The sequence below is a fragment of the Chroococcidiopsis sp. CCALA 051 genome (assembly GCF_003015105.1).
In the GTDB taxonomy this organism is placed as follows: domain Bacteria; phylum Cyanobacteriota; class Cyanobacteriia; order Cyanobacteriales; family Chroococcidiopsidaceae; genus Chroococcidiopsis; species Chroococcidiopsis thermalis.
Window position 1 is genome coordinate 24,033 of sequence record NZ_PYCI01000012.1, and the last position, 25,526, is coordinate 49,558.

The following is a 25,526-nucleotide window of genomic DNA, read 5'->3' on the forward strand; positions in this document are numbered from 1 at the left end:
CATGACTTATTACCACTATTTGGGGAACATTCCTCACAAACGACACACTCAATTTCGTCAACTAGATGGCTCTCTGTATCACGAAGAATCGATCGGGCTTCGTGGCTTCTCAGGCGTGCAATCTTTGCTCTACCACTTGCATCCACCCACGCAAATTCAGAAAATTTGGATCGAGGGCAACGTAGAAATTCCCTACGAAGACCAAAGCCCCTTGCATCACCGCCACCTACGCACGGCAAATATGACAGTGAAAGGCGATGCTGTGGAATCGCGCATCCCCTTGATGGCAAATTCAGAGATTTGCATATCAGTCGCTTGCCCGACACGACCTATGCACTATTGGTATCGGTTCGCCTGCGGCGATGAAGTCATTTTCATCCATGACGGGAGCGGCATACTAGAAACTCAGTTTGGCAATCTCTTCTACCGACCTGGCGATTACTTGGTGATTCCCACGGGAGTTCTTTGGCGTATCCTCCCTGATGCAGCAGTCGAGCAGCGCATGTTGGTTGTAGAAGCTTACGGACACATCGAGCCACCAGCACGTTATCTCAATCGCTACGGTCAATTTCTCGAACACTCCCCCTACTGCGAGCGCGATATTCGTCCGCCAAACCAACTAATCGTCCACGACGAGGAAGGAGAATTTGAGGTTCGAGTCAAAGCTGGAAACCAGATTACTAGCTATCTCTACCACCATCATCCCTTAGATGTTGTGGGATGGGATGGGCATCTTTGGCCCTTTGCCTTCAACATCGAAGACTTTGAGCCAATTACAGGTCGGGTTCACCAACCGCCTCCAGTACATCAAACATTTGAAGCCCCCGGATTTGTTTTGTGTTCCTTCGTACCGCGTCTGTTTGATTATCACCCTTTAGCAATTCCGGCTCCATACAACCATTCCAACGTCGATTCAGATGAGGTGATTTACTACGTTGAAGGGAAATTTATGTCGCGTAAAGGAATTGAACGGGCATCGATTACCGTTCATCCCAGGGGTATTCCCCACGGTCCTCACCCAGGCATGTACGAGGGGTCAATTGGAAAAGAACGGACTGACGAACTCGCTGTGATGATCGATACCTTTCGTCCGCTGAAATTGACACAGCACGCTCTTAAATTTGAGGACAAAGACTATTCGTATAGTTGGGTTAGTCATTAGTCATTGGTCATCGATCATTCGTAACTGCTTCCTTGTCCCCCTTGTCCTCCTTGTCCTCCTTGTCCTCCTTGTCCCCTCTACTCAAAAGCTCCATTACCGTTAGGAGTAATAAATTATGACTTCTCTTTTGACAACATCTTCAAGTAGATTAACTATTTCTGCGCGGATTGAGGAACGCTTGCGCCAAGGCGAACTGACTCAGGATCGAGTAGACGAGTTTAGAGATTTTCTGGTCGAAGTCGATCGCGAATTCATGCAGCACCGCATCATTACTAATAACGCCTATACCCGTTGGTTTCGCGAGGGTAGGGCTACCGACGAAGAGCTAGTCTACTTTATTCAACAGTTTTCAGTTTTTTCTAACCAATTTTTGATTGCAGCTTTACAAAAAGTCATTAATTCAGCGACGTTGCAACAATCGCGTGCTAGCCGAGAAATTTTGCTCAACGAGCTAGGCGTAATCTATCGCAAGCTAGGACAGACAGGTAGTAGCCGCGTTACCCAGAGTGCAGAAAAAGACCGCGAAGGCGATCCTGAATTGGTCAGCACTGAGGGTACAGTAGACGGTGGAATTTGCCGTTTTCAAGCAGCTCATTTTGAGTGGCTAGTTGGTGTTGCTGAGGGGTTAGGTCTGAGCTATGCCGACATTGGTAAGCGCAAGCAGGGTAGTCCGACAACTTTGCACTTCTGCGATGAATTAATCCGCCTCTACGGTAGCGCCGATCCGCAGATCGCCGAGGGCGCTAGCTTTGCAGTCGAAAACTGGGCGGCGGCTGGCTTTTGGCAAGAACTGGAAGATGGTTTAACGCGCATCAAGCAAACGCGACACCCGCACTTGCGCCTCGCGTTTTTCACCTGGCACAACCGTGTCGAGGCGCAACACGCCGGACACACGCTGGAGGAACTGGAGGAAGTTTATTTCAAACCAGACTTCGATCGCACCAAATTTATCCAAGGTGGTCGAGAAATTCTCGATGCGATCGCTGTCTTTTGGGACGGACTGAATTCAGTGACCAGTGACCAGTGACCAGTGACCAGTTAATTCTCGACTTACGAATTACGACTTATCAATTATGGCTAGCACGCTTTCCTTTCCCTATATTGGCACGATAAGCTCGATCCGAGCGTTTGTCGAGCTTTTTCGGCTGCCATCTGGTATCCTCGCAGCTGGGGCAGGCTGTGCCACAATTTATGCTCTCGATGCCACAGTTGCACTACCGCAATACCTGCTGACGGCAATTATCTTAGTCTGCATGACCTCTGCTGCTTGCGGCATCAATGACTACTGGGATTTAGCTAAAGACCGCATCAATCATCCCGATCGCCCTTTGCCTTCCGGTCGGCTTTCGTTGCAACAAGCTTGGTGGGCTGCGGCAATTCTGTTCGGCTGTGCCGCGATCGCTGCTATCCCTTTAGGTTTGTCTCCCTTTGTCTTAGTTGCTGTCAGTACTGTTTTGCTCTGGAATTATTCGCATCTTCTATCATACAATGGTGTTTTTGGCAATCTACTTGTAGCTGCAACTATTGCGGCTTTGATTTTTCTGGGTAGTTTGGTTGCCTGCCGACCATTGGCAATGCTTTATCCAATGGGGTTTTTATTCTGCTATGCCTTGGCTAAAGAAATTGTCTGGGACGTGCATGATGCGGAAGGCGATCGCATTCAAGGGATTGTCACAGTTGCAAATCGGTGGGGAGATCGAGTGGCTTTCGCGATCGCTTGGGGTTTGCTGGGGGTGTTGATGGGTTCTATACCTGTGGCGCTTCGCCTCTTATCGATGGCACGTCCCCAGTTATTTGCCACATTCTCGGCGATCGCCTTATTGAGTCTGGGAATGGCGTTGGCGCACTACCAACAGCAACGTAGCGAGAGCGCTTACCAAAGATTTAACTTCTGGGAACGTATAGGTACAGCATTCGGAGTCATCGCCCTGTTAGGTACTGCATGAGAAGGCAGGAGGTGAACGGTGAAGCAATTATCGTTGGAGCAAATAGTAAACTGTGGAGTCGATCGACAGACAGCGATCGCAATTCTACCGCAAGTCGAGCGGTGGCTGGCTGCCTTACCTGCTGTGGAGTGTTGGCAGCAGCTAACTCGTCACATCCTCAAGCCCGATTGCCCCTTTGCATTGCACGAACTCCTTTACGAAACTACCTTCTCCGACTGGGACGCATCCCAGAAACCTGCTCCAGCTTGGTTTCCCTCTCAAGAAGAAATTGAGTCTACCAATATCGTTGCTTTAATGCATCAGTTGCAAATTGCCTCCTATCGAGAATTTCATGCTTGGTCGGTGCAGAATCGGGATCGGTTCTGGGAGATGACGATCCAACGATTGGGTATTCGTTTCCGGCAGAAGTACACTCAAATTGTCGATCTTTCGCGTGGGGTAGAATTTCCTCAATGGCTGGTAAATGCTCGTTTCAACATTGTTGAGAGCTGTTTTCAAGCGCCTGAAGATTCTCCCGCAATCTTCTTTCAACAGGACGGCGTGCTTTCCACCATGACCTATGGAGAGCTGCACGCCTTGAGCAACCGAGTTGCTAATGGGCTTGTGGACTGGGGCTTCCGTCCTGGCGATGCGATCGCGATCGCCATGCCCATGACTGCGGAATCTGTAGCGATTTACCTGGGAATTATTAAAGCTGGCTGCGTGGTGGTTTCTATCGCTGATAGTTTTGCTGCCAACGAGATCGCCATTAGATTGCGTATAACTCAGGCAAAGGCAATTTTTACCCAAGACTATATTCAGCGTGGTAGCAAACAGTTACCCCTTTATACTAAAGTTATCGATGCCGATGCCCCTAAAGCAGTCGTGCTGTCGCTCGATACTTCCGTATCTGGAACACTGCGTTCTAGCGATTTAGCTTGGCAGAAATTTCTCAGCTCAAACGAACGATTCGATGCCGTTGTCACTACACCGGAAGCTTACACTAATATCTTATTTTCCTCTGGCACTACGGGAGAACCCAAAGCTATTCCTTGGACTCAAACAACACCGCTCAAATGTGCAGTTGACGGACACTTGCACCAAGATATTCACCCTGGAGATGTCGTAGCCTGGTCAAGCAATCTAGGCTGGATGATGGGACCTTGGCTGATTTATGCCAGTTTAATTAATCGGGCAACTATTGCTCTCTACTACGACGCACCCACCGAGAGAGGATTCGGTCAATTTATTCAAGCGGCACGGGTGAATATGTTGGGGGTAGTACCAAGTCTAGTCAGCATTTGGAAAACAACTGCTTGTATGCAAGGGCTGGATTGGAGTGCGATTAAAGCATTCAGCTCGACGGGCGAATGTTCTAATCCACAGGACATGCTGTTTTTGATGTCTCTAGCAGGATACAAGCCGATTATCGAATACTGTGGTGGGACTGAGATTGGTGGAGCTTATATTACTGGCACGCTATTACAGGCTGCGGCTCCTGCAACTTTCACAACCCCTGCATTAGGATTAGATTTTATTATTCTCGAAGGCGATCGCCCTACCAACAAAGGCGAGTTATTTATTATCCCCCCTTCCATCGGGCTTTCTACCACATTACTCAACAAAGACCATCACCACGTCTATTTCGCCGATACCCCCTCTCTTCCGTCTGCTGTCAGGGCGGGTTTATCAGACCAATTCGCGAATCAACCAATCAATTCCCAAGTAAACCCGCCCCTACTCTCCCTGCGCCGTCATGGAGATTGGATCGAACATCTCCCCAATGGGTACTATCGCGCTTGCGGTCGCGTTGATGACACGATGAATTTGGGAGGCATCAAGGTCAGCGCGGTGGAAATCGAGCAAGTCCTCAATTCTGTAGCAGGAATTTATCAAACTGCCGCGATCGCTGTTTCTCCTCCAGAAGGGGGTCCTAGCCAGTTGGTCATTTTTGCGGTGGTTGCACCAGATCGACAGCAGGACAAAGCAACGCTCAAAACCCAGTTACAAAAGGCGATCGCTTCGCAGCTCAATCCCCTGTTCAAGATTTACGATCTGGCGATCGTTGATGCTTTACCTCGTACTGCCTCAAATAAAGTGATGCGCCGTGCATTGCGCGATCGCGATCGGGCTTCTAGCACAAGCGTATTTAACAAATGACTAATGACCAATGACGAATGACAACCATAACGCGCTAATCTTATGAATGACTGAGATTGCCATATGTCCAAATTCAAAGTTTTTGTGACTCGTCGCCTGCCGATCGCCTTAGATCGACTTGACCCAATTGCTGATGTCGAAGTTTGGTCGGAGCGCCAACCACCTCCTGATGACGTGTTACTGGAAAAGATCGGCGCGATCGATGGCTTGCTGTGCCTGCTTACCGACCAGATCGATCGACACTTAATAGAGGCAGGAACGTCACTCAAGGTCATTAGCCAAATGGCAGTTGGCTACGATAATATTGACATCCCAACTGCGACTGCCAGACATCTTCCCGTAGGTCACACACCTGATGTTTTGACAGATGCGACCGCAGACTTTGCTTGGACGTTGTTGATGGCAGCAGCACGGCGAGTTGTGGAGGCAGATCGGTTCGTGCGTGCGGGTCAGTGGCAAACTTGGGAACCGGACTTGTTGCTAGGAGCGAATATTGCTGGAGCCACTTTAGGTATCGTCGGTTTAGGGCGGATCGGTCAAGCCGTAGCTCGCCGTGCCAAAGGGTTTGACATGCGCATTTTGTATGCAGATCGACAGCGTTTGGACATAGAACAATCTCTCGGTGCAGAGTGCGTGACATTCGATCGCCTACTGCAAGAGTCAGATTTTGTCACGATTCACGCTCCTTTGACTGAAGATACTTACCATCTTTTTAGCCAGCCGCAATTTCAACGCATGAAGCGATCGGCAATTTTAATTAACACGGCACGAGGACAAATTGTAGACTCAGAGGCTTTGTATCAAGCACTGAAGGAGCGACAAATCGCTGCCGCAGCCTTGGATGTCACCGATCCAGAACCTATTGCGCCTCAAAGCTTGTTGCTGACGTTGGATAACCTGATGATTACACCTCATATTGCTAGTGCCAGCCGTCCGACACGAGAAAAAATGGCAAGCATGGCGATCGCCAATCTCGTTGCTGGACTTAGGGGCGATCGTCTGCCACATTGCGTTAATCCTGAAGTGTATCAATAGCGATCGCCAGAAAAAAGACAGCATTTGGATAGTGCGATCGGTATTTTCGTTTGAGGAAAAATTATGCGTGACTGGCTGGATTAGATCGATCGAGGGGAGACGTGTATCTTAAGTTAAGTTTATTGCCAATCGCCTCGGGGTGAGTGCTGAATGCAATTCGATCTACAATTCATTGAAATGTCCTAGTTTTTATAGCAAAAATCCTTTTTACAAGTGCAGATTGTCAGTTGAAATCATGTTAGCCCAGTCAATTTTATTACTTAACTGCTTGCAGTAGTTGCATGTAAAATTAGATTTCGCTGTAATTTTATACCTTCAGGTGGATTGCAAAATTGAAACTGATGCGATCGAAGATACATCTTGAATTCGGTTGCAAACCTCCGCGATCGGCAGATATTATGTCATCGGCAGACGAATGATACATTTCTTAAAAACCCGCTGTTCTAATGAACTTAAACAAGCTAAGGCGTAAGCGAGGGATCGTTTTAACTCGTGAAGGATGGCAAAAGTTTCAGAACGCAAAACTAGAGTTAGAGTTTCATGAAAAGTATGGGGAAAAATTTACACTAGAAGAATTAAGCGGACGCACTCAATTAACAACTGCTACCCTCGCCAAAATACTAACTCGTGAAGAAGGGGTTGACAAGCGAACCCTAATTAATTTATTCGCAGCATTTAACTTAGAGCTGAATACAAGTGACTATTCACAGCCTAGCCTAGATGCAAAGCAACCAGAATGCGCGATCGCATTTACACATCAAGACTGGGGAGATGTTATTGATGTATCCATATTCTACGGACGTGCGGCAGAACTAGCCACGTTAGAGCAATGGATTATCGAAAGTCGCTGCCGAGTCGTAACGCTGTTGGGTGTGGGAGGCATTGGTAAATCTACTCTAGCTGCTAAGTTAGCAGAACAAGTTAAGGATAAATTTGAGTTTTTTCTTTGGAGATCTTTATCCAATGCTCCATCACTCAAAGATCTTCTCGATAGCTTGCTGCAATTTTTCTCCAACGAGCAACAGGTTGAAACCGCTTTGCCAGACAATAATAGTCGGAGATTGTCGCAACTAATCGATTATTTACAAAAATACAGATGTCTACTATTACTCGATAACGCTGAAACAATTATGCAATGTGGCGTTCAAACTGGGCGCTACTGTCAGGGATGTGAAGATTACGGTCAGCTTTTCAAACGGTTGGGAGAAGTTCCCCATCAAAGCTGCGTGCTGCTTACTAGTAGGGAAAAACCTAAAGAATTAGCCTTATTAGAAGGAGAAGCACTACCTGTTCGATCGCTACAACTGAGTGGTTTAAGTAAGTTAGAAGTAGAAAAAATCTTTCGCCTCAAAGGAATCTCCGGTTCTGACAAAGAATGGCAAACATTAGCCGAGCGCTATGCAGGCAATCCATTAGCATTAAAAATTATTGCTACGACTATTGGCGATATTTTTAATGGTAGCATATTAGAATTCTTGCAACAAACTACTATAGTATTTGGCGAACTACGCGAACTTTTAGAACAACAAGTTGAACGGTTATCAGATATAGAGAAAGAGTTAATCTATTGGCTAGTCATCAATCGAGAACCAGTCTCGATATTGCAATTACAAAATGATATTTTCTCTCAGTTAACATTGACAAACTTGTTAGAGGCTTTGGAGTCGTTAAGGAGGCGATCGCTAGTTGAGAAAAGTGCGGCGCTTTTCACCCTCCAGCCTGTAGTCATGGAGTATGTGACGGCTCAATTGATTGGATTGATTTGTGCAGAAATAGTCAATCAAAAGATTGTCATTCTTAGAAAGATAGCTTTATTAAAAGTACAGAGTCAAGAGCGGGTAAAAGCTGTTCAAATTAGCTGTCTGATCGAGCCGATTCTAGAAGAACTACTGACTATTTTTAGAACCAAAAGTCAGATTAAGCAACGGCTATCTCAACTTTTAGCTAAGTTAAGAATAGAATCTCCACATGAAGCGGGATATACAGCGGGCAATCTGCTCAATCTACTGTGTTATCTCCAGACAGATTTAACGAATTATGACTTTTCTCATCTGAATATTTGGCAAGCCGATCTACGCCAACGCACCTTACACAATGTAAATTTTGCCTACGCCGATCTCTCCAAATCTATATTTACTAAATCCTTTAGTAATATTTCCGCGATCGCCTTTAGTTACGATGGTAAAGTTGTGGCTGTAAGTGACGCTAGAGGCGAGATTTGCTTATGGCGAGAATTTGTCGATGGCGAACAAATTTTGACCTTGCAAGGACATACAGATTGGGTGCAAGCGATCGCCTTTTGTCCCGATCGCAAAATCATTGGTAGTGTTAGTACTGACCAGACTTTAAGATTATGGAATATTAGCACTGGTGAATGTCTGAGAACTTGGCAAGGGCATTCTGAAAGAATACACTCAGTAGCATTTAGTCCTCAAGGTCATGCGATCGCTAGTAGTAGCGACGATCGCACGGTAAAGTTGTGGGATACCAGCACTGGTGAATGTATTAGGACAATGCAAGGACATACAGACTGGGTGTTTTCAGTCACATTTAGTCCTCAAGGTCATATCTTGGTCAGTGGTGGCAGAGATCGCACGATTCGCTGTTGGGATGTCAATACTGGTCGAATTGTGCAAACTTTACAGGGGCATACTGATTGTATCCGCACAGTTGCTTTCTGTCCTGATGGACAAACTTTTGCCAGTAGCAGCGACGATCGCACGGTGAAAATTTGGGATGTTAGTACTGGGAAATGTTGCCAAACCTTGCACGGACATACGGGTTGGGTGTTGTCAGTATGCTATAGCCCAGATGGACAAATTCTTGCTAGCAGTAGTAGCGATCGCACCATTAGATTGTGGCGTGCTGTCACTGGTGAGTGTATCAAAGTTTTGTCAGGACATACTGGAGCAATTCAGTCAACTACTTTTAGCCCCGATGGTAACACTCTAGCCAGTAGCTGTGACGGTCAAACAGCTATGTTATGGGATGTTAGTACTGGAGAAGCCTTGAGAACTGCACGAGGATATCACGACGGTGTATGGTCGGTAGTCTTTAGTCCCGATGGTAAAACTATAGCGACTAGCGACAATAACCAGAAGGTGAAGTTGTGGGATACTAGCACTGGTCAATGTCGCAAAGCTTTGCAAGGACATACGGGTTGGATCAGAACAGTTACCTTTAGTCCCGATGGACAAACTTTTGCTAGTGGTTGTGACGATCGCACAGTAAAAATTTGGCATACCAGCAATGGGCAATGCTGCCAAACTTTGGAAGGTCATGCTAGTTGGGTGAAATCAATTACCTTCAATCCTCAAGGAAACGTTTTAGCTAGTGGTAGTGACGATCGCACAGTGCGACTCTGGAATCTTAGCACTGGACAATGCGTGAATGTTTTGGAACATACTCATGGAGTGTGGTCTGTTGCCTTTAGTCCTCAAGGTAAAATCTTAGCCACTGGCTGCGACGACCAAAAATTATGGTTGTGGGATTGTAGCAGTGGCGAATGCGACAAGATTCTCCAAGGTCACGCGGGTTGGATATTGTCAGTGATTTTCTTACCGATCCCCCCAACCCCCCTTGAAAAGGAGGGCGAAGAGGGAATCTTGGCTAGTGGCAGTAAAGATAAAACCGTGAGATTATGGGATGTTAGCACTGGTCAGTGTCTCAAAATTTTAGAGGGACATACAGGTTGGGTAACATCAGTTGCCTGCTCTGCGCAAGCACCTGTGGCAAATAGTCGAGATAGCCCAAATCTGTTGGCTAGTGGTAGCACTGACGCAACGGTCAAATTGTGGAATGTTAGCACTGGTCAGTGTGTCAAAACTTTTCAGGGACACACTCACTGGATTCGGTCAGTTGCTTTCTGCCCTCAAGGTAAAATTCTGGCTAGTAGTAGCGAAGACGAAACAGTTAAGCTGTGGGATATTTCGACTGGTGAGTGCATCAGAACTCTTAGAAGTAAAAAGCCTTATGAAGGCATGAATGTTACTGGCGTTACAGGTTTAACAGTAGCAGCGATCGCCTCTTTAAAAGCTTTAGGCGCAGTTGAGCATCCAGAAGAATAGTCACTAGGGGGTGAGTGAAGCATGGATAACTCGGCACTTGTCTCCCTAGTTAATCTTTGCTTTACTTAAAAACCCAAATTTGTCTACTACCCGTAAATAGATTTTTCTCAAAAAATACATTAGAATTACTGAGAAAAAGTCTCTAAAAATCCGAACCTTGGTGCAAATAGACCTATCTGCATCGATTTTCGGAAATTTATCTGGGCGCAGCTCGTCTAAATCTAACCAAACAGCAGCAAATTCCAGTAGGGCTAAGGGTATAAAAAAACACTTGATTTGTCTATGGACTTGCTAAAACCAAAACGCAGTCGAGGTGTTATTCTCACTCGTGAAGGATGGCAAAAGTTTCAGCAAGCAAAACTCGCTCTAGAAATCTTGGAGAAGGCTGGCAACAAGTTCACGCTGGAAGAATTAAGCGATCGCACGGGTTTAACGACTGTCACTCTGGGAAGGGTCATGAGTTGTAAAGAAGCAGTTGACAAGCGCACGCTTGTCAGCTTGTTTATGTCATTTAATCTAGAGTTGCAAAAAAGTGACTATGTTAACCCAAATCAAAATTTGGAGGAGCCGCTAGAAGTTCGGGTTACTCCTAAGCGACAAGATCTCAAAGAAGCAATTTGCGTTTCAGTATTCTACGGGCGTATAGAAGAAATTGCCAAGTTGGAGCAATGGGTGCTAGAAGATCGCTGCCGAGTAGTGGCGTTATTGGGCATGGGGGGAATCGGTAAAACTTCTCTGGCTGTCAAGCTGGCAACACAAATTCAGGATCGGTTTGAATACGTTCGGTGGATTTCGCTACGAGACGCGCCACCTGTCGAGACTGTTTTGGCTCAAGCGATCCAATTTTTATCTGATGAGCAAGAAATAGATTTATCAGAAAGCATTGGTGAGAGAATATCGCGATTGCTTTTCTACTTGCGATCGTCTCGCTGTTTGCTGATTCTCGACAATGCGGAGTCGATTTTGTGCAGTGGTAGTCGAGCCGGACAATATCAGGAAGGATATGAAGGTTATGGAGAACTGTTAAAAAGAGCAGGAGAAACTCCCCACAATAGCTGCTTGCTTTTGACAAGTCGAGAAAAACCTAAAGATTTAGTCCCGCTTGAAGGCAAAAAATTGCTCGTGCGATCGCTTCCATTGAATGGTCTAAAGGCGACGGATGGTGAGAAAATTTTTAAAATAAAGGGGGTTTCTGGAGCAAGCGAAGAATTAGAAGTACTGGTCGATCGCTATGCAGGGAATGCTTTAGCATTAAAAATAGTGGCGACGACGATTCAAGATGTCTTCGATGGTAGTGTTTCGGAGTTTTTGAAACATAATACCGTAGTTTTTGGCGATATTCACGAACTTTTAGAGCAGCAGTTTGAGCGGTTAATAGATTTAGAACAGGCGATCGTCTACTGGCTGGCGATTAACCGAGAACCAGTTTCACTGTCAGAATTGCGATCGGATTTTGTCACGCCAGTACCGCAAGCAAAATTTATAGAAGCTGTAGAATCTCTGTCACGGCGAAGTTTAGTTGAAAAAACTGAGGCGCTTTTCACCCTCCAGCCTGTTGTCATAGAATATGTGACCGAGCGATTGGTGGCTCAGGTTTGTTTGGAAATTTGTAGTGAAAAAATTGCCTTTTTCAATTCCTATGCCTTGATGAAGGCTCAAGGCAAAGACTACGTTAAGGATACTCAAATTCGCTTAATTCTTAAGCCAGTTAGCGATCGCCTGTTGAGTATCTTGAGAACGAAAAAGAGTTTAGAAAAGCAGCTCAATAAAATTAGAGTAACGCTGCAAGAGCGCTATCCGTTAGAACCAGGGTACGCAGCAGGAAATATTCTCAATCTGCATTGTCATCTAGAAACTGACTTAAGCGGTTATGATTTTTCTAACCTAAGTGTCTGGCAAGCAGACTTGCGGAATGTAAAATTACACGATGTCAATTTCCAAAATGCCGACTTAGCTAAATCTGCTTTTGCTGAAACCTTCGGTGGTGTTTTATCAGTAGCCTTTAGCCCTGATGGTAAACTATTGGCAATGGGTGATAGCAATGGCGAGATTCGCTTGTACCAAGTTGCAGATGGCAAACCAGTCCTCACCTGTCAGGCACATACTAACTGGGTTACATCACTTGCTTTTAGTCCTGATGGCAGTACCCTTGCTAGTGGTAGTAGCGACAGCAAGGTAAAGTTGTGGGAGATCGCCACAGGTCAATGCCTTCATACCTTGCAAGGACATGAGAATGAAGTGTGGTCAGTTGCATGGAGTCCAGATGGTGATATATTAGCCAGTGGCAGTGACGACTTCTCGATTCGATTGTGGAGTGTCCACAATGGTAAATGCTCTAAAATCTTCCAGGGACATACGAATCATGTAGTCTCGGTTGTCTTCAGTCCTGATAGAAAGATGCTAGCCAGTGGTAGTGCTGACAATACTATCAGGTTGTGGAATATTAACACTGGTGAATGTTTCAAAACTTTTGAGGGACACACTAATCCAATCCGGTCAATTACATTCAGTCCTAGTGGACAAACACTGGCGAGTGGCAGTGAAGACCGAACAGTAAAGTTATGGGATCTCGGCAGTGGTCAATGCCTCAAAACTTTCCAGGGACATGTTAATGGAGTATGGTCGGTTGCTTTTAATCCGCAAGGCAATCTTCTAGCCAGTGGCAGTCTCGACCAGACAGTCAAGTTGTGGGATGTCAGCACTGGTGAATGCCGCACAACCTTCCAGGGACATTCTAGTTGGGTATTTTCAGTTGCTTTCAGTCCACAGGGCGATTTCTTAGCCACTGGCAGCCGCGACCAAACAGTAAGGCTATGGAATGTTAACACGGGTTGCTGCTGCAAAACTTTCCAAGGGTATACTAATCAAATACTCTCGGTTGCCTTTTGTCCAGATGGGCAGAGTATAGCCAGTGGTAGTCACGATTCTTCAGTTCGATTGTGGGATGTCAGCACTGGTCAAACTCTGAAAACTTTTCAGGGACATTGGGCTGCTGTGCAGTCAGTTGCATGGAGTCCAAATGGTCAAACGCTAGCCAGTGGTAGTCACGATTCTTCGGTTCGATTGTGGGATGTCGGCACTGGTCAAACCTTGAAAACTTGCCAAGGACACGGGGCTGCAATCTGGTCGATTGCGTGGAGTCCTGACAGTCAGATGTTGGCAAGTAGCAGCGAGGATCGAACAATAAAGTTGTGGGATGTCAGCACTGGTCTAGTATTGAGAACTTTCCAGGGACATCATGCTGCAATTTGGTCAGTTGCCTTTAGTCCTTGTGGGAAAATGCTAGCGAGTGGCGCTTTAGATCAGACACTCAAGTTGTGGAATATCAAGACTGGTGAATGTATCAACACGTTAGAAGGGCATACGAGTTGGGTTTGGTCAGTTGCTTTTAGTCCGAATGGTGAATTACTGACGAGTACTAGTCCCGATCGAACGTTAAGGTTATGGAATGTTAGCACTGGTGAATGTAAAAGAATTTTGCAAGTAGATACAGGTTGGTTACAATTAGTTGCCTTTAGCCCAGACAGCCAGACGCTAGCTAGTTGCACTCAGGATTGTACAGTCAAGTTGTGGGATGTCAGCACCGATCGATGCAAAAAAACGTTGCAAGGACATACAGGTTGGATTTGGTCAGTCGCCTTTAGTCCTGATAATCAGATTTTAGCTAGTAGTGGTGATGATGAGACAATTAGACTGTGGGATCTAACAACAGGTGAGTGCTTAAGAATTATGAAAGCTGAAAAACCTTATGAACACATGAAGATCGCCGACGTTACAGGTTTATCAGAAGTGACTATTACTACGCTAAAAGCACTGGGGGCAGTTGATTGAATCTGAAAAATTGGGTCAATGAGTGGGAGATTTCCTCTGTTCTAATACTGTTGCTGTCAAGGGTTATTTGTGCAAATTATGTGCCTGTACAGATATGGCAATGTTTGTACATCACCATATCTAGACGTTACTTTACAATGTCTCTACAAAGAGGCTAGATAATCAGAGATATTGGCTGTTAGAGCAAGCCCGCTCCATAAAACGGGCATATAACCGAAATTTATCATTGAGGGTTGTCAAGATCGTTTGGCAATCCTTGTGGAAATTCATTGACTAAAATGCTTTCCAAATCAAACTCTGTGTCATCCAAAATTTTGAAGATGCTCTCAGTCAGGCTGCTTGTATCATAATTGCAATCCAAAGATTGCCGATCGATCGCTGTAGCTGTTAAAGTTGCCATAATTTTCTCCTTGTTATTGTTCTGAGTAGTATTGTGTTGTGGACAAGTTTTGTTTATCGGTTGATTATGCGAATAGTTGATAATCAGATTTCATTTGTGTTTAGTTTGTGCTAGTGCTTTCAAAACACGCTCCAATTCCTCATCCGATATGTAGCCTTCCTTGGGCGGGCTAAAGCACAGCAGTGCGGCTTCGTAGCAAGCTCTTGCCACCTGGACACGCTCATCAGACGTAAGCTCAGTCATCATCTCTACTGTCTCGTCTACGTGTCCCACATCGCTACCAACAGCACTATGTACCCGCAAGCAACGAGTAGCATTGGTCTTAGGTGGCAGTAAAGCCTCTACCCTTTGGATGTAATCTTCTTTGATTCCCATTGCTAAACGCTCCATTGTATAAGAATAACCAGCACAACCAATTGGATCTCTTGCCTGCACGCTTCGAGTGAAATAATCGACCAAAGTTATTGCTGCTGGGGGAACGAGTTCTCTTACCACAGCCTCAGCCTTATATCCCATAGACTGGATATCGAGCAGGGCAAGTCGGTCGTGACCCCCTTCCTCACTGGCTTTTTGTGCAGCCCACTGAGCTAAAACCATGCGTCCGGCTGAAGCGAAGCGCCAAGCGGCTTCATCCATCAATCGTGGCGTAGGTTGGCATAGATGGTAAGAACCTGCTAGTCGCCATACCCAACGTGCGCGGGTCAAAGCAGGTGGTCTGCGGCGAGTCTTCACCTGACTCCAAGCTAAGGCTATTGCTCCATCCAACAGCTTCCGAGTTTTAGCTTTGTTGCTTGCGTCAACTGACTTTTCAGTGAAGATAATGCCTTGCTTTGCAGAACTAGGTTGATGCGCCCAAGTGCGTTTAGCGGTCTTCACCACTGCTGCGTCAGCCACAAAACCTGTCGATGCATCATCAGTTGCAGATTGTTGGTTACTATGAGGCTGGCTACTATTAGATGTATACTGCCAAGAGCAGCTAGCAGTTTTCACCACCGTTGTATCAGCTACAAAACCTGCCGATTCAACACTCTTGAAAGAAGTCGTGTCACTTGGCGATGGTATAGAAATCTCAGATGTTTGTTCGCCAGCCTCAAACTGTTTGGTCATTTGCACTTCCTCGGTTTGATGTTTAGCGTTCATTGTTAGCGAACTAGCTCCAATAAAGGTTGACAAACAGCTTTAATCGTGCATTAAAAAAGTATTAGACGACTTTCCTCATCTCTAAATAGCAGATTTATTTGCGATCGTGAGGACAAGATACGTAGTGCTGCTTCTGTCGATTTCGCCTTGCCTTCTCGAATGCGTCTATCGAGAGAGGCGTTATGAATTTCAGTTTGCTAGCTTCAAGATAATTTTCCAAGCAAAGATAACAAAGTTAAGAAAAAAACTTGAATTTGTGGATGTCAACAGTAGCTCAAAGCTAAAGCTGGAAATAGTTTCAGCTCTCCAAAAGTTTACAAAAATACAAATTTTATAATTTCTTAATTTTCTTAAGTTTTAGATTGCTAGCTTAACTTGCTGAAATTTTAAAACTTTATAAAATTCACGAGGGTGAGTAGATGACGATAGTTCGACTTGCTAAGTCTTTTTGATAAGATTTGCTGATGATGTTATAGCGATCGCAACATAAGATACAATAACGCTTCAGCCACGACTTGGCGATCGCCATAAGTTAAGCAAGCAATAGAAGCAATTGCTTGAGTGTCGATAAAAAACTAAATTTAAGAACGTTAGCTAATTCTGGCGTTTACAGCAGCCAATTACTGAAATCCTTTGCCAATGGAAGTTAGAGCAACTTACAGCCAAAGGATTACCTAGAAATTTCAATTTTTTGCTTATCTTTTTTATCTTTACTTGCTAAAACCCGATCCAGATAGCACATTGGTAGTCACTGGCAATAATTTACACGCAGACAGCAAACTCTACAGTCAACCAAAGGATTGACAATTCCAACACAAATCAGCTTCTACTCCTTCTCACCTGGTAGAGGTTTTTAGGTGATGCAGCGGTTCAATTACTACAGAGACTTGCTTACCGATTATTCCAAGCCAGAATTGATTTCAAATGAGTTAGCACTAAAGCTACTCAGCGATGCAGAGATATACATTTCTCTGCGCGAGGAGATATTTCCTCAAATTACCACAAACTACAACCTAGTACAAATAGAACGGGAAAACAAAGATTGGTGGTCAACGCATTGTGAAGCTTGGCGACAAGGGCGAGGCGATATTCTAACAAGGGAGTACACCGATGGACTGGTATATCTTTGTGCGGACGGATCTTTTTACAGCAGAACCACAGCGAAACACAGAGAAGAACATTGGTGGGCAATTACTGCTCAGCCAGGTGTCACGATGAGTTGGCCCATTGTGATGTTCCATGATGAAGTCGTCTACACAGAATGGTGCTGCATAGATAACGAGAGCAGCGAAACAATTGCTAAAGGAAATGAAACCATATTACGACGCGGACACCGGGGCGGCTGCTATTTAAAATGCTCGCATCTAGATTTTTTTCGCGATGTTTATGCCCCAAGCGAACTTTTGTACTGGCTCAGACGCGAACCAGAAACTTAGTTGTTCGGATGAAAAGCTGACTCAAAGCATTGTTTCTAAGTAGTGAGGAGTAAAAAAATTTCAAATTCGATTGAACGTAGGAAAAGCCAAGAAGAAAGTTGCAGTTTCTTTAAATAATGGGTGTGATTTTATGAACTCTAATCGCTTACTTGAGAGCCAAGAATTCCACACTGTCGATATAGACTCGCTGATTGAAAATGCTAGAATGGTGGGATTTCAAAAGTTTTTGCTTCAGTCCCATCCCCTTTTGAGTAAAGTTTTTGAATTTATCGAAGCACGTTATTGCGATTCAATTAGTCTACGAGAGGTAGCTGAAGCGGTTGGTCGTTCTCCGGCGTACTTGACTGACCTTGTACGACGGGAAACTGGAAAAACTGTGCTGAGCTGGATTGTGGAACGCCGCATGGCAGAAGCACGCTGTCTATTACTTGAAACTGGTCAGTCAGTAGAGCAGATTGCTGAAGCAGTAGGTTATTTTGATAGACGGCATTTCAGTCGCTTGTTTCTCCGGTTCCACGGATTGACTCCACAAGCTTGGCGGAGAAAATATCAAAGTAGGAGCGTTCCACTTTTGCAAGTAGACCTGAAAGAGGAAAAGCCAAGCAATCTGATTGAGCAAAGAGCCAAAACTATAACTGCTGTAGAAGCTCAAAGACTACAGATTTGTATACAAGAGATTGTTGAGATTCTGTATCAGAACATAACAATTGGTCAAGAGAACTTGAATGAGGCATTTCTGTAGAAACTTGTAGATGCTATTTATTGGGGGTTGTTCAAATCATGAACCAACATCTATTTCACGATGAAATTACTCTGGCAGAACAAGCAGAAGAATTAGCAAAAAAGGCAATTAAGTTAGGATTAATCCCAAGTTTTGTTGTTCGACATTTTCCAGATAGTTGGGAATTCTATATCCCTAACGAAAAGGAATCTGCTGCTCTGACTCCAGAAGAAGCATATCTTCAGTTAAAGAAACTAACTGGAAATTTTAGCAAGTAGAGACGGAATAAATCTGCTAGTCTTCACTTCAATTGAGAACCAGAAAAAAGATAGCAGACTTGTCCCCAAAGTTTAGCCCTTGTGTTTGTATTTAGAGAGACATAAACTAATACAAAGTCACGTTCCTAACAACCAATAGACGGAAGCAGTGCGGAACGTATTGTGTATACGATCTATGTCTTTCACAATACGTTCCGCTTTTTCATATTTATGAAAATACAATTGGTCAGCCAATCGAGAGCTGAGAAAAACTAGTTTTTATTTAACCTTGTTTATTTAAGTCGCGATGACCGTAGACGGAGTACGCCTTGTTTCAATCAATCGAGTTGATGAGAAAAATGGCAAAAATTATCCAAATCGATTTCAAGCGCGATCGCTCGCAGAAGAAAACAGCTAGTAGCAGAACAGTTATGCTAGATTTTACCCAAGCGCTTGCTCAAGTTCCGGGGCTAATTCAGAAAATTTGGATGATTAATAACGAAAATACTTCAAAAGCAGGGGGTATTTATTTGTTTGAGGATGAAGCGAGTGTTTTTGATTATTTTAACGGACCAATATTTAATCGGATTATCAGCGATCCAAACTTTGAAGAGATTGTCGTTAAATCATTCGATCTTAATGAAAAATATACTTTTCTAGCCGAAGGTTCTGTTACCGATCTACTCAGAGGTTTAAGTGGTTTCAAGTCAAATAGTTTTAAAACTAGTGAAAGTATTTTGTTTCAATAAGAAACATTTTATGTTTCATGACTGTATTAGTGTAAATGCGATGGACTGAATCTGACAATTTGATTTAGTAGGAAAATTGTAACAGATGGCTCTCATATTTGCTCCTCCACAAACTCAGCGTTCTCTAAAGCTTCTTTGTTGCTATGTGAATAGCACTCGAAAAATTCAGATTCTCCGAATTGCAAATGTTTCGTATTGTCACTTTGAGCGCGTTATTTTCTCAGGTCAACGTATTTTATTTGAGGCTCCGAGAAATGCTCATTTAGAAATCCATACATGCGACATGTGCAGTGCTATTCTGTCGGATAAGATACCCTGCGATCGCCTCCGAATAGATTGACTAGCAGCGCTCTTTTGAGTAAATTTAAGTTGGATTAAAGAAGGCGATCGTAAAAATAAATGTCGCTACGACTAAATTAATGAATTCATTAAAAAAATTATAGAAATAAGTTTTTCAATATACGTATTTGTTTGCCTGCTCTCCTGTAGTTATCCATTTGGCGAGGTATTAAGCAATGTCCATGCAAGATATGGTTAAAGGTGTAGAGAAGTTCCGAATCAATTACTTTTGCTCTCACCAAGAGATGTTTGGGCGGCTAGCTCAAGGTCAAGCTCCCCAGGTACTCTTTATCACTTGCTCTGACTCTCGAATCGATCCAAATCTGATTACTCAAACTCAACCAGGCGAACTGTTTGTCATTCGCAATGTTGGTAACATCGTTCCACCTTTTGGTACTGCAAATTTTACTGAAGCAGCAGCAATTGAATATGCGATTCAGGCTTTAGGAATAAAAGATATTATTATTTGCGGTCATTCTCACTGCGGCGCTATGAAGGGGTTGTTGCAGTTAGGTAGCCTCGCTCAAGAGATGCCTTTGGTTTACGAATGGTTACACCATTATGCAGCAGCCACTCGTCGCCTAGTTCAGGATAACTATCAAGAATATGAAGGTGAGGAACTTTTAAGTCTTACCGTTAAGGAAAACGTTTTGACGCAGATAGAAAACTTAGAGACTTACCCAGTCATTCGCTCTCGACTGCGATCGGGTCAACTCTTTCTTCATGCCTGGGTTTATGAGATTGAGAGTGGAAATGTTATTGCCTACAATGCCAACTTAGGTCAATTTGTCCCGATTAAAGACCCACTACCTGTACCTGACCCCATAGCTGGCGTGCGCTCAGGTTTATCGGAGTTAATGGAGTTGTAAAATATGAGCTTTATCAAGCCTAGTAATGCTTTAGAGCAGTGCAAACGTTTGCTCAATAAGGCAAGAAACACATTTAAAGGAAAGCATCACCTGTACACTGGTGAAACGCTAAATTGGTTTCAAGTCATTTTACGGCTTGAAAGAACAGTTATTCCCGTCATTTTTCCTTGGGTACTTTTTTGTAGTGGATATGGTTTTTTTATATCATTAATTCACTACTTTGACACGGATATAGTATTTCCCGAAAGAAATGGTGTGATTACTAATGCCATTTTAAGTTTCAATGTGGGTCTAACTTTATTGTTAGTTTTTCGCACGAATACAGCTCACGATCGCTTTTGGGAAGCCCGCAAGCTTTGGGGAAGGCTAGTTAATACGGTTCGGAACTTAGCTCAGGGAATTTACATAGTTATCAAAGATAGCTCGCCTCAAGAAAAAGTAGAAAAAGAGGCGATTCTCAAACTGTTAGTTGCTTTTTCAATTGCCATGAAATTACATCTAAGAGCAGAAGCAATGGACAAGCAGCTAGCCTCATTGATGTCTGAAAATCAGTACTTCAAACTCAAAAGTGTTCGTCATTCTCCACTACAGATTGCCTTGTGGATTAGGGATTATCTGCAACATCAGTATGAACGTAATTGTGTGAATATTTATCAATTAACTGCTTTACACGCTTTGTTAGATGAGTTAATCAACATTTTGGGAGGCTGCGAACGCATTTTGAAAACACCACTACCTTTAATCTATTCCATTAAATTTAGACTACTGGTATTAATCTATTGTTTGATATTACCGCTGGAATTAGTGAAAAACTTGACTTGGTGGACTGGTTTAATTATGGCTTTTGTCAGTTTCACTTTGTTAAGTATTGAGCAAATTGGCTCAGAAATAGAAGAACCTTTTGGTTACGATGCAAACGATCTACCCTTAGATGTAATTTGCAACACTATGCTACAAAATGTTGAAGAGTTAATCGCAGTTGCTCCCAGCAGCAGTTGTTCTTGGCGAGTATAAGATTGAGAACGTTAACATTTAGTAATTCTCGATCGGCACGAAAACATAGCAATTTTAGCTATGCTGTTGCCGATCTAGAGATTGCATGTGAGCAGGCGATTGAAGAAATAGTTAGTCATTTTTGAACCAAAGGGCGAATTCCACCACCGCGAGGGATGGCAGCCTATCGGTGCAGCAAGAGTGTAATCAAGGCGATCGCATTTTTGCCATTTGCCATCTACGCGCCAACCGATGCGATCGCCGAAGCGTTCGATAACTGTATTATCCTGAGCAATAGTGGTATTAAGAGAACCACCCACGTTTTGATAAATCTGCATCTGCACGCTGAAGCCAAAGCGACCCTTGCTATAAGTTGTCCAGAGGCTATCAATTACGTGCAGTTCGTTGCAGGGAAATTGCTTCACGTCTTCAGGGGTAATAGATTCTAGTTCTCGCTGTCCTGTTATTGCCAGGATGACCCGAATAGTTTCCCAGTCCGCTTCTTGCAAATTCCCTGCTGCTAATAAATCTCGTAGCTTTTTGTATTTGTGGATATCTGCAACTAGTCGCAAATTATCCTCTGACTGAGTAACTCGTTCGCTAAGGCAAGAGAAAAGCTGGTTGAATTGCTGTAATTGCTCTTCCATCGCGGCTAAACGAGCAATGATTTCAGACTCATGTGTAGTAGACATTAGATTCCTAATTAAAGTACTTGTTTTGAGTTTCTGATAAGATAAACAAACGAGCTGCTACTTGTTTTATTGCTCTATTTCTCTATCCCTTGCAGTCTTCAGCTCTCGAAGGCATTCTTGTCCAGCACCGACAAGGAATCCTAAACTAGCACCAATCAAAGCATATTTTTTATGCAAATTTTGGTAAGACTGGCTTTCGTATTGAAGTTGATTAAAGTTACGCTGACCAATTTTGGTAGCAGCTAAACTAATAACTACGCCGACAAGAGCGGTCATAATTCCTGACAAAATAATTAGCCTGACCTTCATAGTTGTCCTATAGAGTAAATTGGATTAGTGGTGTAAGAAAAAGGAATAAAACAGATAGAAAATGGTGACAGCAAACAAGATGTGGTTAAGATAGTCGTTGAAATTCCATTTACGAAACATTACCGTTACCTCGGAATACTACCTTGACTAAATCGAATAGTTTATTCGTTTTGAGAAGAAGCTTGAAAATTGGGAAGAACCTGCTCCCTCTCGTCTTGAATCTGCGGTTGTTGAAATCCTGGCTCGCTAGGTGTACCTGATTTACCTGATTTTAAGAAACGCTCTTCTAGTTTCTTGATCGTGACGTACAGCACTGGTACTAAAAACAAGCTTAAGATTGTCGAAATGAGGTAGCCACCAAAGAGCGCTGTCCCTAAAGACCAACGACTCATTGCTCCAGCTCCTTTAGCAATTACCAGGGGCCAGAAACCGACGAGACCAGCAAAGGCAGTCATCAGAATCGGTCGCAAGCGTTCTTTAGCAGCTCGAATTGCTGCCTGGGTAATATCCATACCTGTCTCTAACGACTGGTTGGCAAATTCTACAATCAGAATTGCGTTCTTACTCGCTAGACCAATCAACATCACCAAAGCTACCTGGGCATAGATATTATTGTTAACCGCTGGCCAAACTCCACCAGCTTGAAAAATATTTGCCCGTAAGACAACTGCACCAATAGCACCCAAGATCGCCAACGGTACTGTAATCATAATGATGGTGGGATCGACGTAGCTTTCATACTGAGCGGCTAGCACCAGAAAGACCATCACAAAAGCTAAACCAAAAATAATCGGTGCAGCACCCCCAGAGGATTTTTCTTGAAAAGCAGTTCCCGTCCAGGCGTAGCCAAATCCCGGTTGCAACACTTCTTGAGCGACCTCTTCCATCGCTTGTATGGCTTGTCCTGTACTGTAGCCTGGTGCTGCTGCGCCTTGGATTTTGATCGCAGGATAGGCGTTGTAATGGCTCACAATTGGCGGATAGTTCAATCTTGTCAAGTTTACGACATTGCTCAGTTGGACGAGGTTGTTATCTTGAGAGCGTACGTACAAACGACTTATATCCTCGGGATTAGAGCGCACCGTTCCTTCTGCTTGGGCATAAACTCGATACAGCCGCCCGCCAAGAACGTATTGGTTAATGTATCGTGCGCCTAAATATGTCTGTAAGGTATTGAAAATGTCGTTAATTTCGATGTTCTGTGCCTTGGCTTGGCTGCGATCGATCGAAATTTGCATCATTGGCGTACCGAAGGTAAATTGAGTAAACACTCCCGCCAATTCTGGTCGTTTTTGGGCTGCGGCGATCGCCTTTTGAGTATTATCGATCAACGCTTCCATAGGCAGGGCAGCTTTATTTTGAATGTATAACTCAAATCCACCTGTAGAACCTAGTCCATCCACTGGCGGTGCGTTGACTGCAATTGCCCGGGCTTCTGGAACTTTTGCCTGTAACCCCTGGTTAACCTTTTGCAGAACCCCAAAAACTGACTTATCTGCACCAGGACGCTCCTCCCAGTTTTTCAACTTGACAAATAGAAGTGTCTTATTACTAGCATTTCCTTCAAACCCATAGCCAGCAGTGCCAAATGCATGTTCGACTTCGGGTAACGGCAGCATCACTTCTTCAGTAATCCGCGTCAAGAGGTCGGCACTGTAGTTTAAAGAAACTCCTGCTGGAGCTTCGACAATCGCAAACAAATAGCCCTGATCCTCTTCAGGGATAAACCCTTGCGGAGTTGTCTGATAGATCCAACCCGTCGCGATCAATCCGGCAATAAAAACAGGAATGACAAGCAGCCGAATCCGAATTAGAAATTCTACTGTCTTGGTATATCCCGTTTTGAACCAGTCAAAAACCTGATTAAACCAACGAAACAACACTCCCAAAGGTCCGTGTACTTCCTCCTGCCTTCGCAGGAGAATAGCTGACATACTAGGAGAGAAGCTCAGGGCGTTAAAGGTAGAAATGGCGATCGAGAAAGCAATAACTAGCGCAAATTGCTTATAGACAATTCCTGTCGTACCAGGGAAGAAAGTCACGGGAATAAACACCGCCATGAGTACAACTGATGTCGCGACAACTGCCCCTGTCAGTTCCCCCATAGCATCTAGGGCTGCTTGCAGTGGTTTCATTCCTTGGGCTAATTTTGCAGATATTGCCTCCACCACCACAATTCCATCATCTACTACTAAACCAGTTGCTAAGATGATGCCAAACAAAGTCAGTTGATTGAGACTAAACCCTAATACAAACGCTAAAGCCATTGCCCCAACTAGCGACACTGGAATGGCAATAGCAGGAACGATGGTAGTGCGCCAGTCTTGTAAAAAGATAAAGATGACTAAGAACACCAACGCGATCGCATCGATTAGAGTTTTGAAGGCTTCGTCGAGGGAAGCTGCCACGAATAAAGTATTATCTAAGGCAACTTCTGCTTTCAATCCAGGCGGAAAATTCTGTTCTAGCTCCGCCATTTTTTCTTTGACCAACTTAGCCGTGTTCCAAGCATTCGTACCGGGAAGTTGGTAGACTAAAAGACCGACTGCTGGCGCGCCATCGAACATAGCATTGGTGCTGTAATCTTGCGCCCCTATTTCGGCTCGACCTACATCTTTAATTCTGATCAGCGTGCCATCCGCACCGACTTTCACCACAGTGTTTTCAGCTTCTTCGGGAGTCGTGAATCGACCAGCTGCTCTCAGGGCAAATTCGTAACGCTGCTCGGAGGGAGTGGGCTGCTGACCAATTTTACCTGCTCCTACCTGAATGTTCTGTTCTGAAATGGCATCGATCGCATCCTGAGCTGTCAATTGTCTAGCGGCAAGGGCATCGGGGTCAAGCCAGATCCGCATGGCATACTTCCGTTCTCCCAAAATTACGGCGTTACCCACCCCCTCGATCCGCTTGATTTCATCGAGAATTTGGCGATCGACATAGTTACTCACGAAAACAGGATTGTATGTGAATCGATCGTTCTTATCCTTGTCGGAATAAAAGGCGTAAGCAATCGTAATCGTTGGAGATTGTTTTTGGGTGATGACACCAGTTCGGTTCACCTCTTCAGGTAACTCGGCTTGAGAAACGGCAACATTATTTTGGACAAGAACTTGAGCGGTGTTCCTGTCCATTTCCGTTGGGAAAGAGATGTTGATACTTGTATCACCATTATTCGTCGTTTGAGAGGACATATAGACGACCCGCTCTGTGCCATTGATTTGCCGCTCCAGAACGGTGGTGACGTTTTCTTCAGAGGTTTTGGCATCACTACCCAGATAGTTGGCAGTTACAGTCACCTGTTTTAGAGCCATTTCCGGCAGCTTATCTAAGGGCAGCAGGGGAATACAAATTCCGCCGATCAACAGAATAAGTACAGTGCAAACTGTAGTTAAGATCGGTCTTTTGATGAAAGTGTTAGCAATACTCAACAGCATAGTCCAG

General features: G+C 44.3%; 19 protein-coding genes. 14 read left to right on the forward strand and 5 right to left on the reverse strand.

Going from position 1 to position 25,526, the window contains the following annotated elements:
* Nucleotide 1: 1 nt before the first annotated feature.
* The 7 genes from C7Y66_RS04625 (at nucleotide 2) to C7Y66_RS04655 (ending at nucleotide 14,180) form a co-directional block, all read left to right on the forward strand.
* Nucleotides 2–1,162, forward strand: a complete 1,161-nt coding sequence (locus C7Y66_RS04625) for a homogentisate 1,2-dioxygenase (RefSeq protein WP_106544658.1) — start codon at nucleotides 2–4, stop codon at nucleotides 1,160–1,162.
* A gap of 115 nt (nucleotides 1,163–1,277) precedes the next feature.
* A complete protein-coding gene (locus C7Y66_RS04630; protein WP_106544659.1) occupies nucleotides 1,278–2,189 on the forward strand; it encodes a hypothetical protein in 912 nt (303 codons plus the stop codon).
* Nucleotides 2,190–2,235: 46 nt separating this feature from the next.
* On the forward strand, nucleotides 2,236–3,108 hold the full coding sequence (locus C7Y66_RS04635) for a geranylgeranylglycerol-phosphate geranylgeranyltransferase (protein WP_106544660.1): 873 nt from the start codon (nucleotides 2,236–2,238) through the stop codon (nucleotides 3,106–3,108).
* A gap of 18 nt (nucleotides 3,109–3,126) precedes the next feature.
* On the forward strand, nucleotides 3,127–5,247 hold the full coding sequence (locus C7Y66_RS04640) for an AMP-binding protein (protein ID WP_106544661.1): 2,121 nt from the start codon (nucleotides 3,127–3,129) through the stop codon (nucleotides 5,245–5,247).
* Between the two features lie 63 nt (nucleotides 5,248–5,310).
* Nucleotides 5,311–6,282, forward strand: coding sequence for a D-glycerate dehydrogenase (locus C7Y66_RS04645; protein ID WP_106544662.1), 972 nt, complete (start codon nucleotides 5,311–5,313; stop codon nucleotides 6,280–6,282).
* A 446-nt stretch (nucleotides 6,283–6,728) separates the two neighbouring features.
* Nucleotides 6,729–10,349: an NB-ARC domain-containing protein gene (locus C7Y66_RS04650; RefSeq protein ID WP_106544663.1), complete on the forward strand. Its 3,621-nt coding sequence runs from the start codon at nucleotides 6,729–6,731 to the stop codon at nucleotides 10,347–10,349.
* Between the two features lie 282 nt (nucleotides 10,350–10,631).
* Complete coding sequence (locus C7Y66_RS04655) at nucleotides 10,632–14,180, forward strand: NB-ARC domain-containing protein (RefSeq protein ID WP_106544664.1); 3,549 nt, start codon at nucleotides 10,632–10,634, stop codon at nucleotides 14,178–14,180.
* A gap of 223 nt (nucleotides 14,181–14,403) precedes the next feature.
* Here the strand turns inward: C7Y66_RS04655 and C7Y66_RS31590 are convergent, their stop codons facing one another.
* Entirely contained in the window at nucleotides 14,404–14,580 is a 177-nt protein-coding gene (locus C7Y66_RS31590; RefSeq protein ID WP_199197245.1) for a hypothetical protein, read from the reverse strand.
* 90 nt (nucleotides 14,581–14,670) lie between these two features.
* On the reverse strand, nucleotides 14,671–15,687 hold the full coding sequence (locus C7Y66_RS04660; RefSeq protein WP_233222526.1) for a hypothetical protein: 1,017 nt from the start codon (nucleotides 15,685–15,687) through the stop codon (nucleotides 14,671–14,673).
* A gap of 893 nt (nucleotides 15,688–16,580) precedes the next feature.
* Here C7Y66_RS04660 and C7Y66_RS04665 point away from each other — a divergent pair.
* The 7 genes from C7Y66_RS04665 (at nucleotide 16,581) to C7Y66_RS04695 (ending at nucleotide 21,105) form a co-directional block, all read left to right on the forward strand.
* A complete protein-coding gene (locus C7Y66_RS04665; protein ID WP_106544684.1) occupies nucleotides 16,581–17,156 on the forward strand; it encodes a hypothetical protein in 576 nt (191 codons plus the stop codon).
* A gap of 130 nt (nucleotides 17,157–17,286) precedes the next feature.
* On the forward strand, nucleotides 17,287–17,898 hold the full coding sequence (locus C7Y66_RS04670; RefSeq protein ID WP_106167863.1) for a helix-turn-helix domain-containing protein: 612 nt from the start codon (nucleotides 17,287–17,289) through the stop codon (nucleotides 17,896–17,898).
* A gap of 38 nt (nucleotides 17,899–17,936) precedes the next feature.
* Nucleotides 17,937–18,155, forward strand: coding sequence for a hypothetical protein (locus C7Y66_RS04675; RefSeq protein ID WP_015155306.1), 219 nt, complete (start codon nucleotides 17,937–17,939; stop codon nucleotides 18,153–18,155).
* A 356-nt stretch (nucleotides 18,156–18,511) separates the two neighbouring features.
* Nucleotides 18,512–18,883 carry a YdhR family protein gene (locus tag C7Y66_RS04680; RefSeq protein WP_233222530.1) on the forward strand — a complete coding sequence of 124 codons (372 nt, stop codon included), beginning with the start codon at nucleotides 18,512–18,514 and terminating at the stop codon, nucleotides 18,881–18,883.
* 85 nt (nucleotides 18,884–18,968) lie between these two features.
* Entirely contained in the window at nucleotides 18,969–19,223 is a 255-nt protein-coding gene (locus C7Y66_RS04685; protein WP_015155304.1) for a DUF1830 domain-containing protein, read from the forward strand.
* Between the two features lie 175 nt (nucleotides 19,224–19,398).
* Nucleotides 19,399–20,091, forward strand: coding sequence for a carbonic anhydrase (locus C7Y66_RS04690; RefSeq protein ID WP_106544666.1), 693 nt, complete (start codon nucleotides 19,399–19,401; stop codon nucleotides 20,089–20,091).
* Between the two features lie 3 nt (nucleotides 20,092–20,094).
* Nucleotides 20,095–21,105 carry a bestrophin family protein gene (locus C7Y66_RS04695; RefSeq protein ID WP_106544667.1) on the forward strand — a complete coding sequence of 337 codons (1,011 nt, stop codon included), beginning with the start codon at nucleotides 20,095–20,097 and terminating at the stop codon, nucleotides 21,103–21,105.
* Nucleotides 21,106–21,179: 74 nt separating this feature from the next.
* Here the strand turns inward: C7Y66_RS04695 and C7Y66_RS04700 are convergent, their stop codons facing one another.
* From C7Y66_RS04700 to C7Y66_RS04710, 3 genes are all read right to left on the reverse strand, one after another.
* A complete protein-coding gene (locus C7Y66_RS04700; RefSeq protein WP_015155301.1) occupies nucleotides 21,180–21,776 on the reverse strand; it encodes a GUN4 domain-containing protein in 597 nt (198 codons plus the stop codon).
* Nucleotides 21,777–21,842: 66 nt separating this feature from the next.
* A complete protein-coding gene (locus C7Y66_RS04705) occupies nucleotides 21,843–22,085 on the reverse strand; it encodes a hypothetical protein (RefSeq protein ID WP_015155300.1) in 243 nt (80 codons plus the stop codon).
* Nucleotides 22,086–22,246: 161 nt separating this feature from the next.
* Nucleotides 22,247–25,519, reverse strand: a complete 3,273-nt coding sequence (locus C7Y66_RS04710) for an efflux RND transporter permease subunit (RefSeq protein ID WP_015155299.1) — start codon at nucleotides 25,517–25,519, stop codon at nucleotides 22,247–22,249.
* Nucleotides 25,520–25,526: the final 7 nt, after the last annotated feature.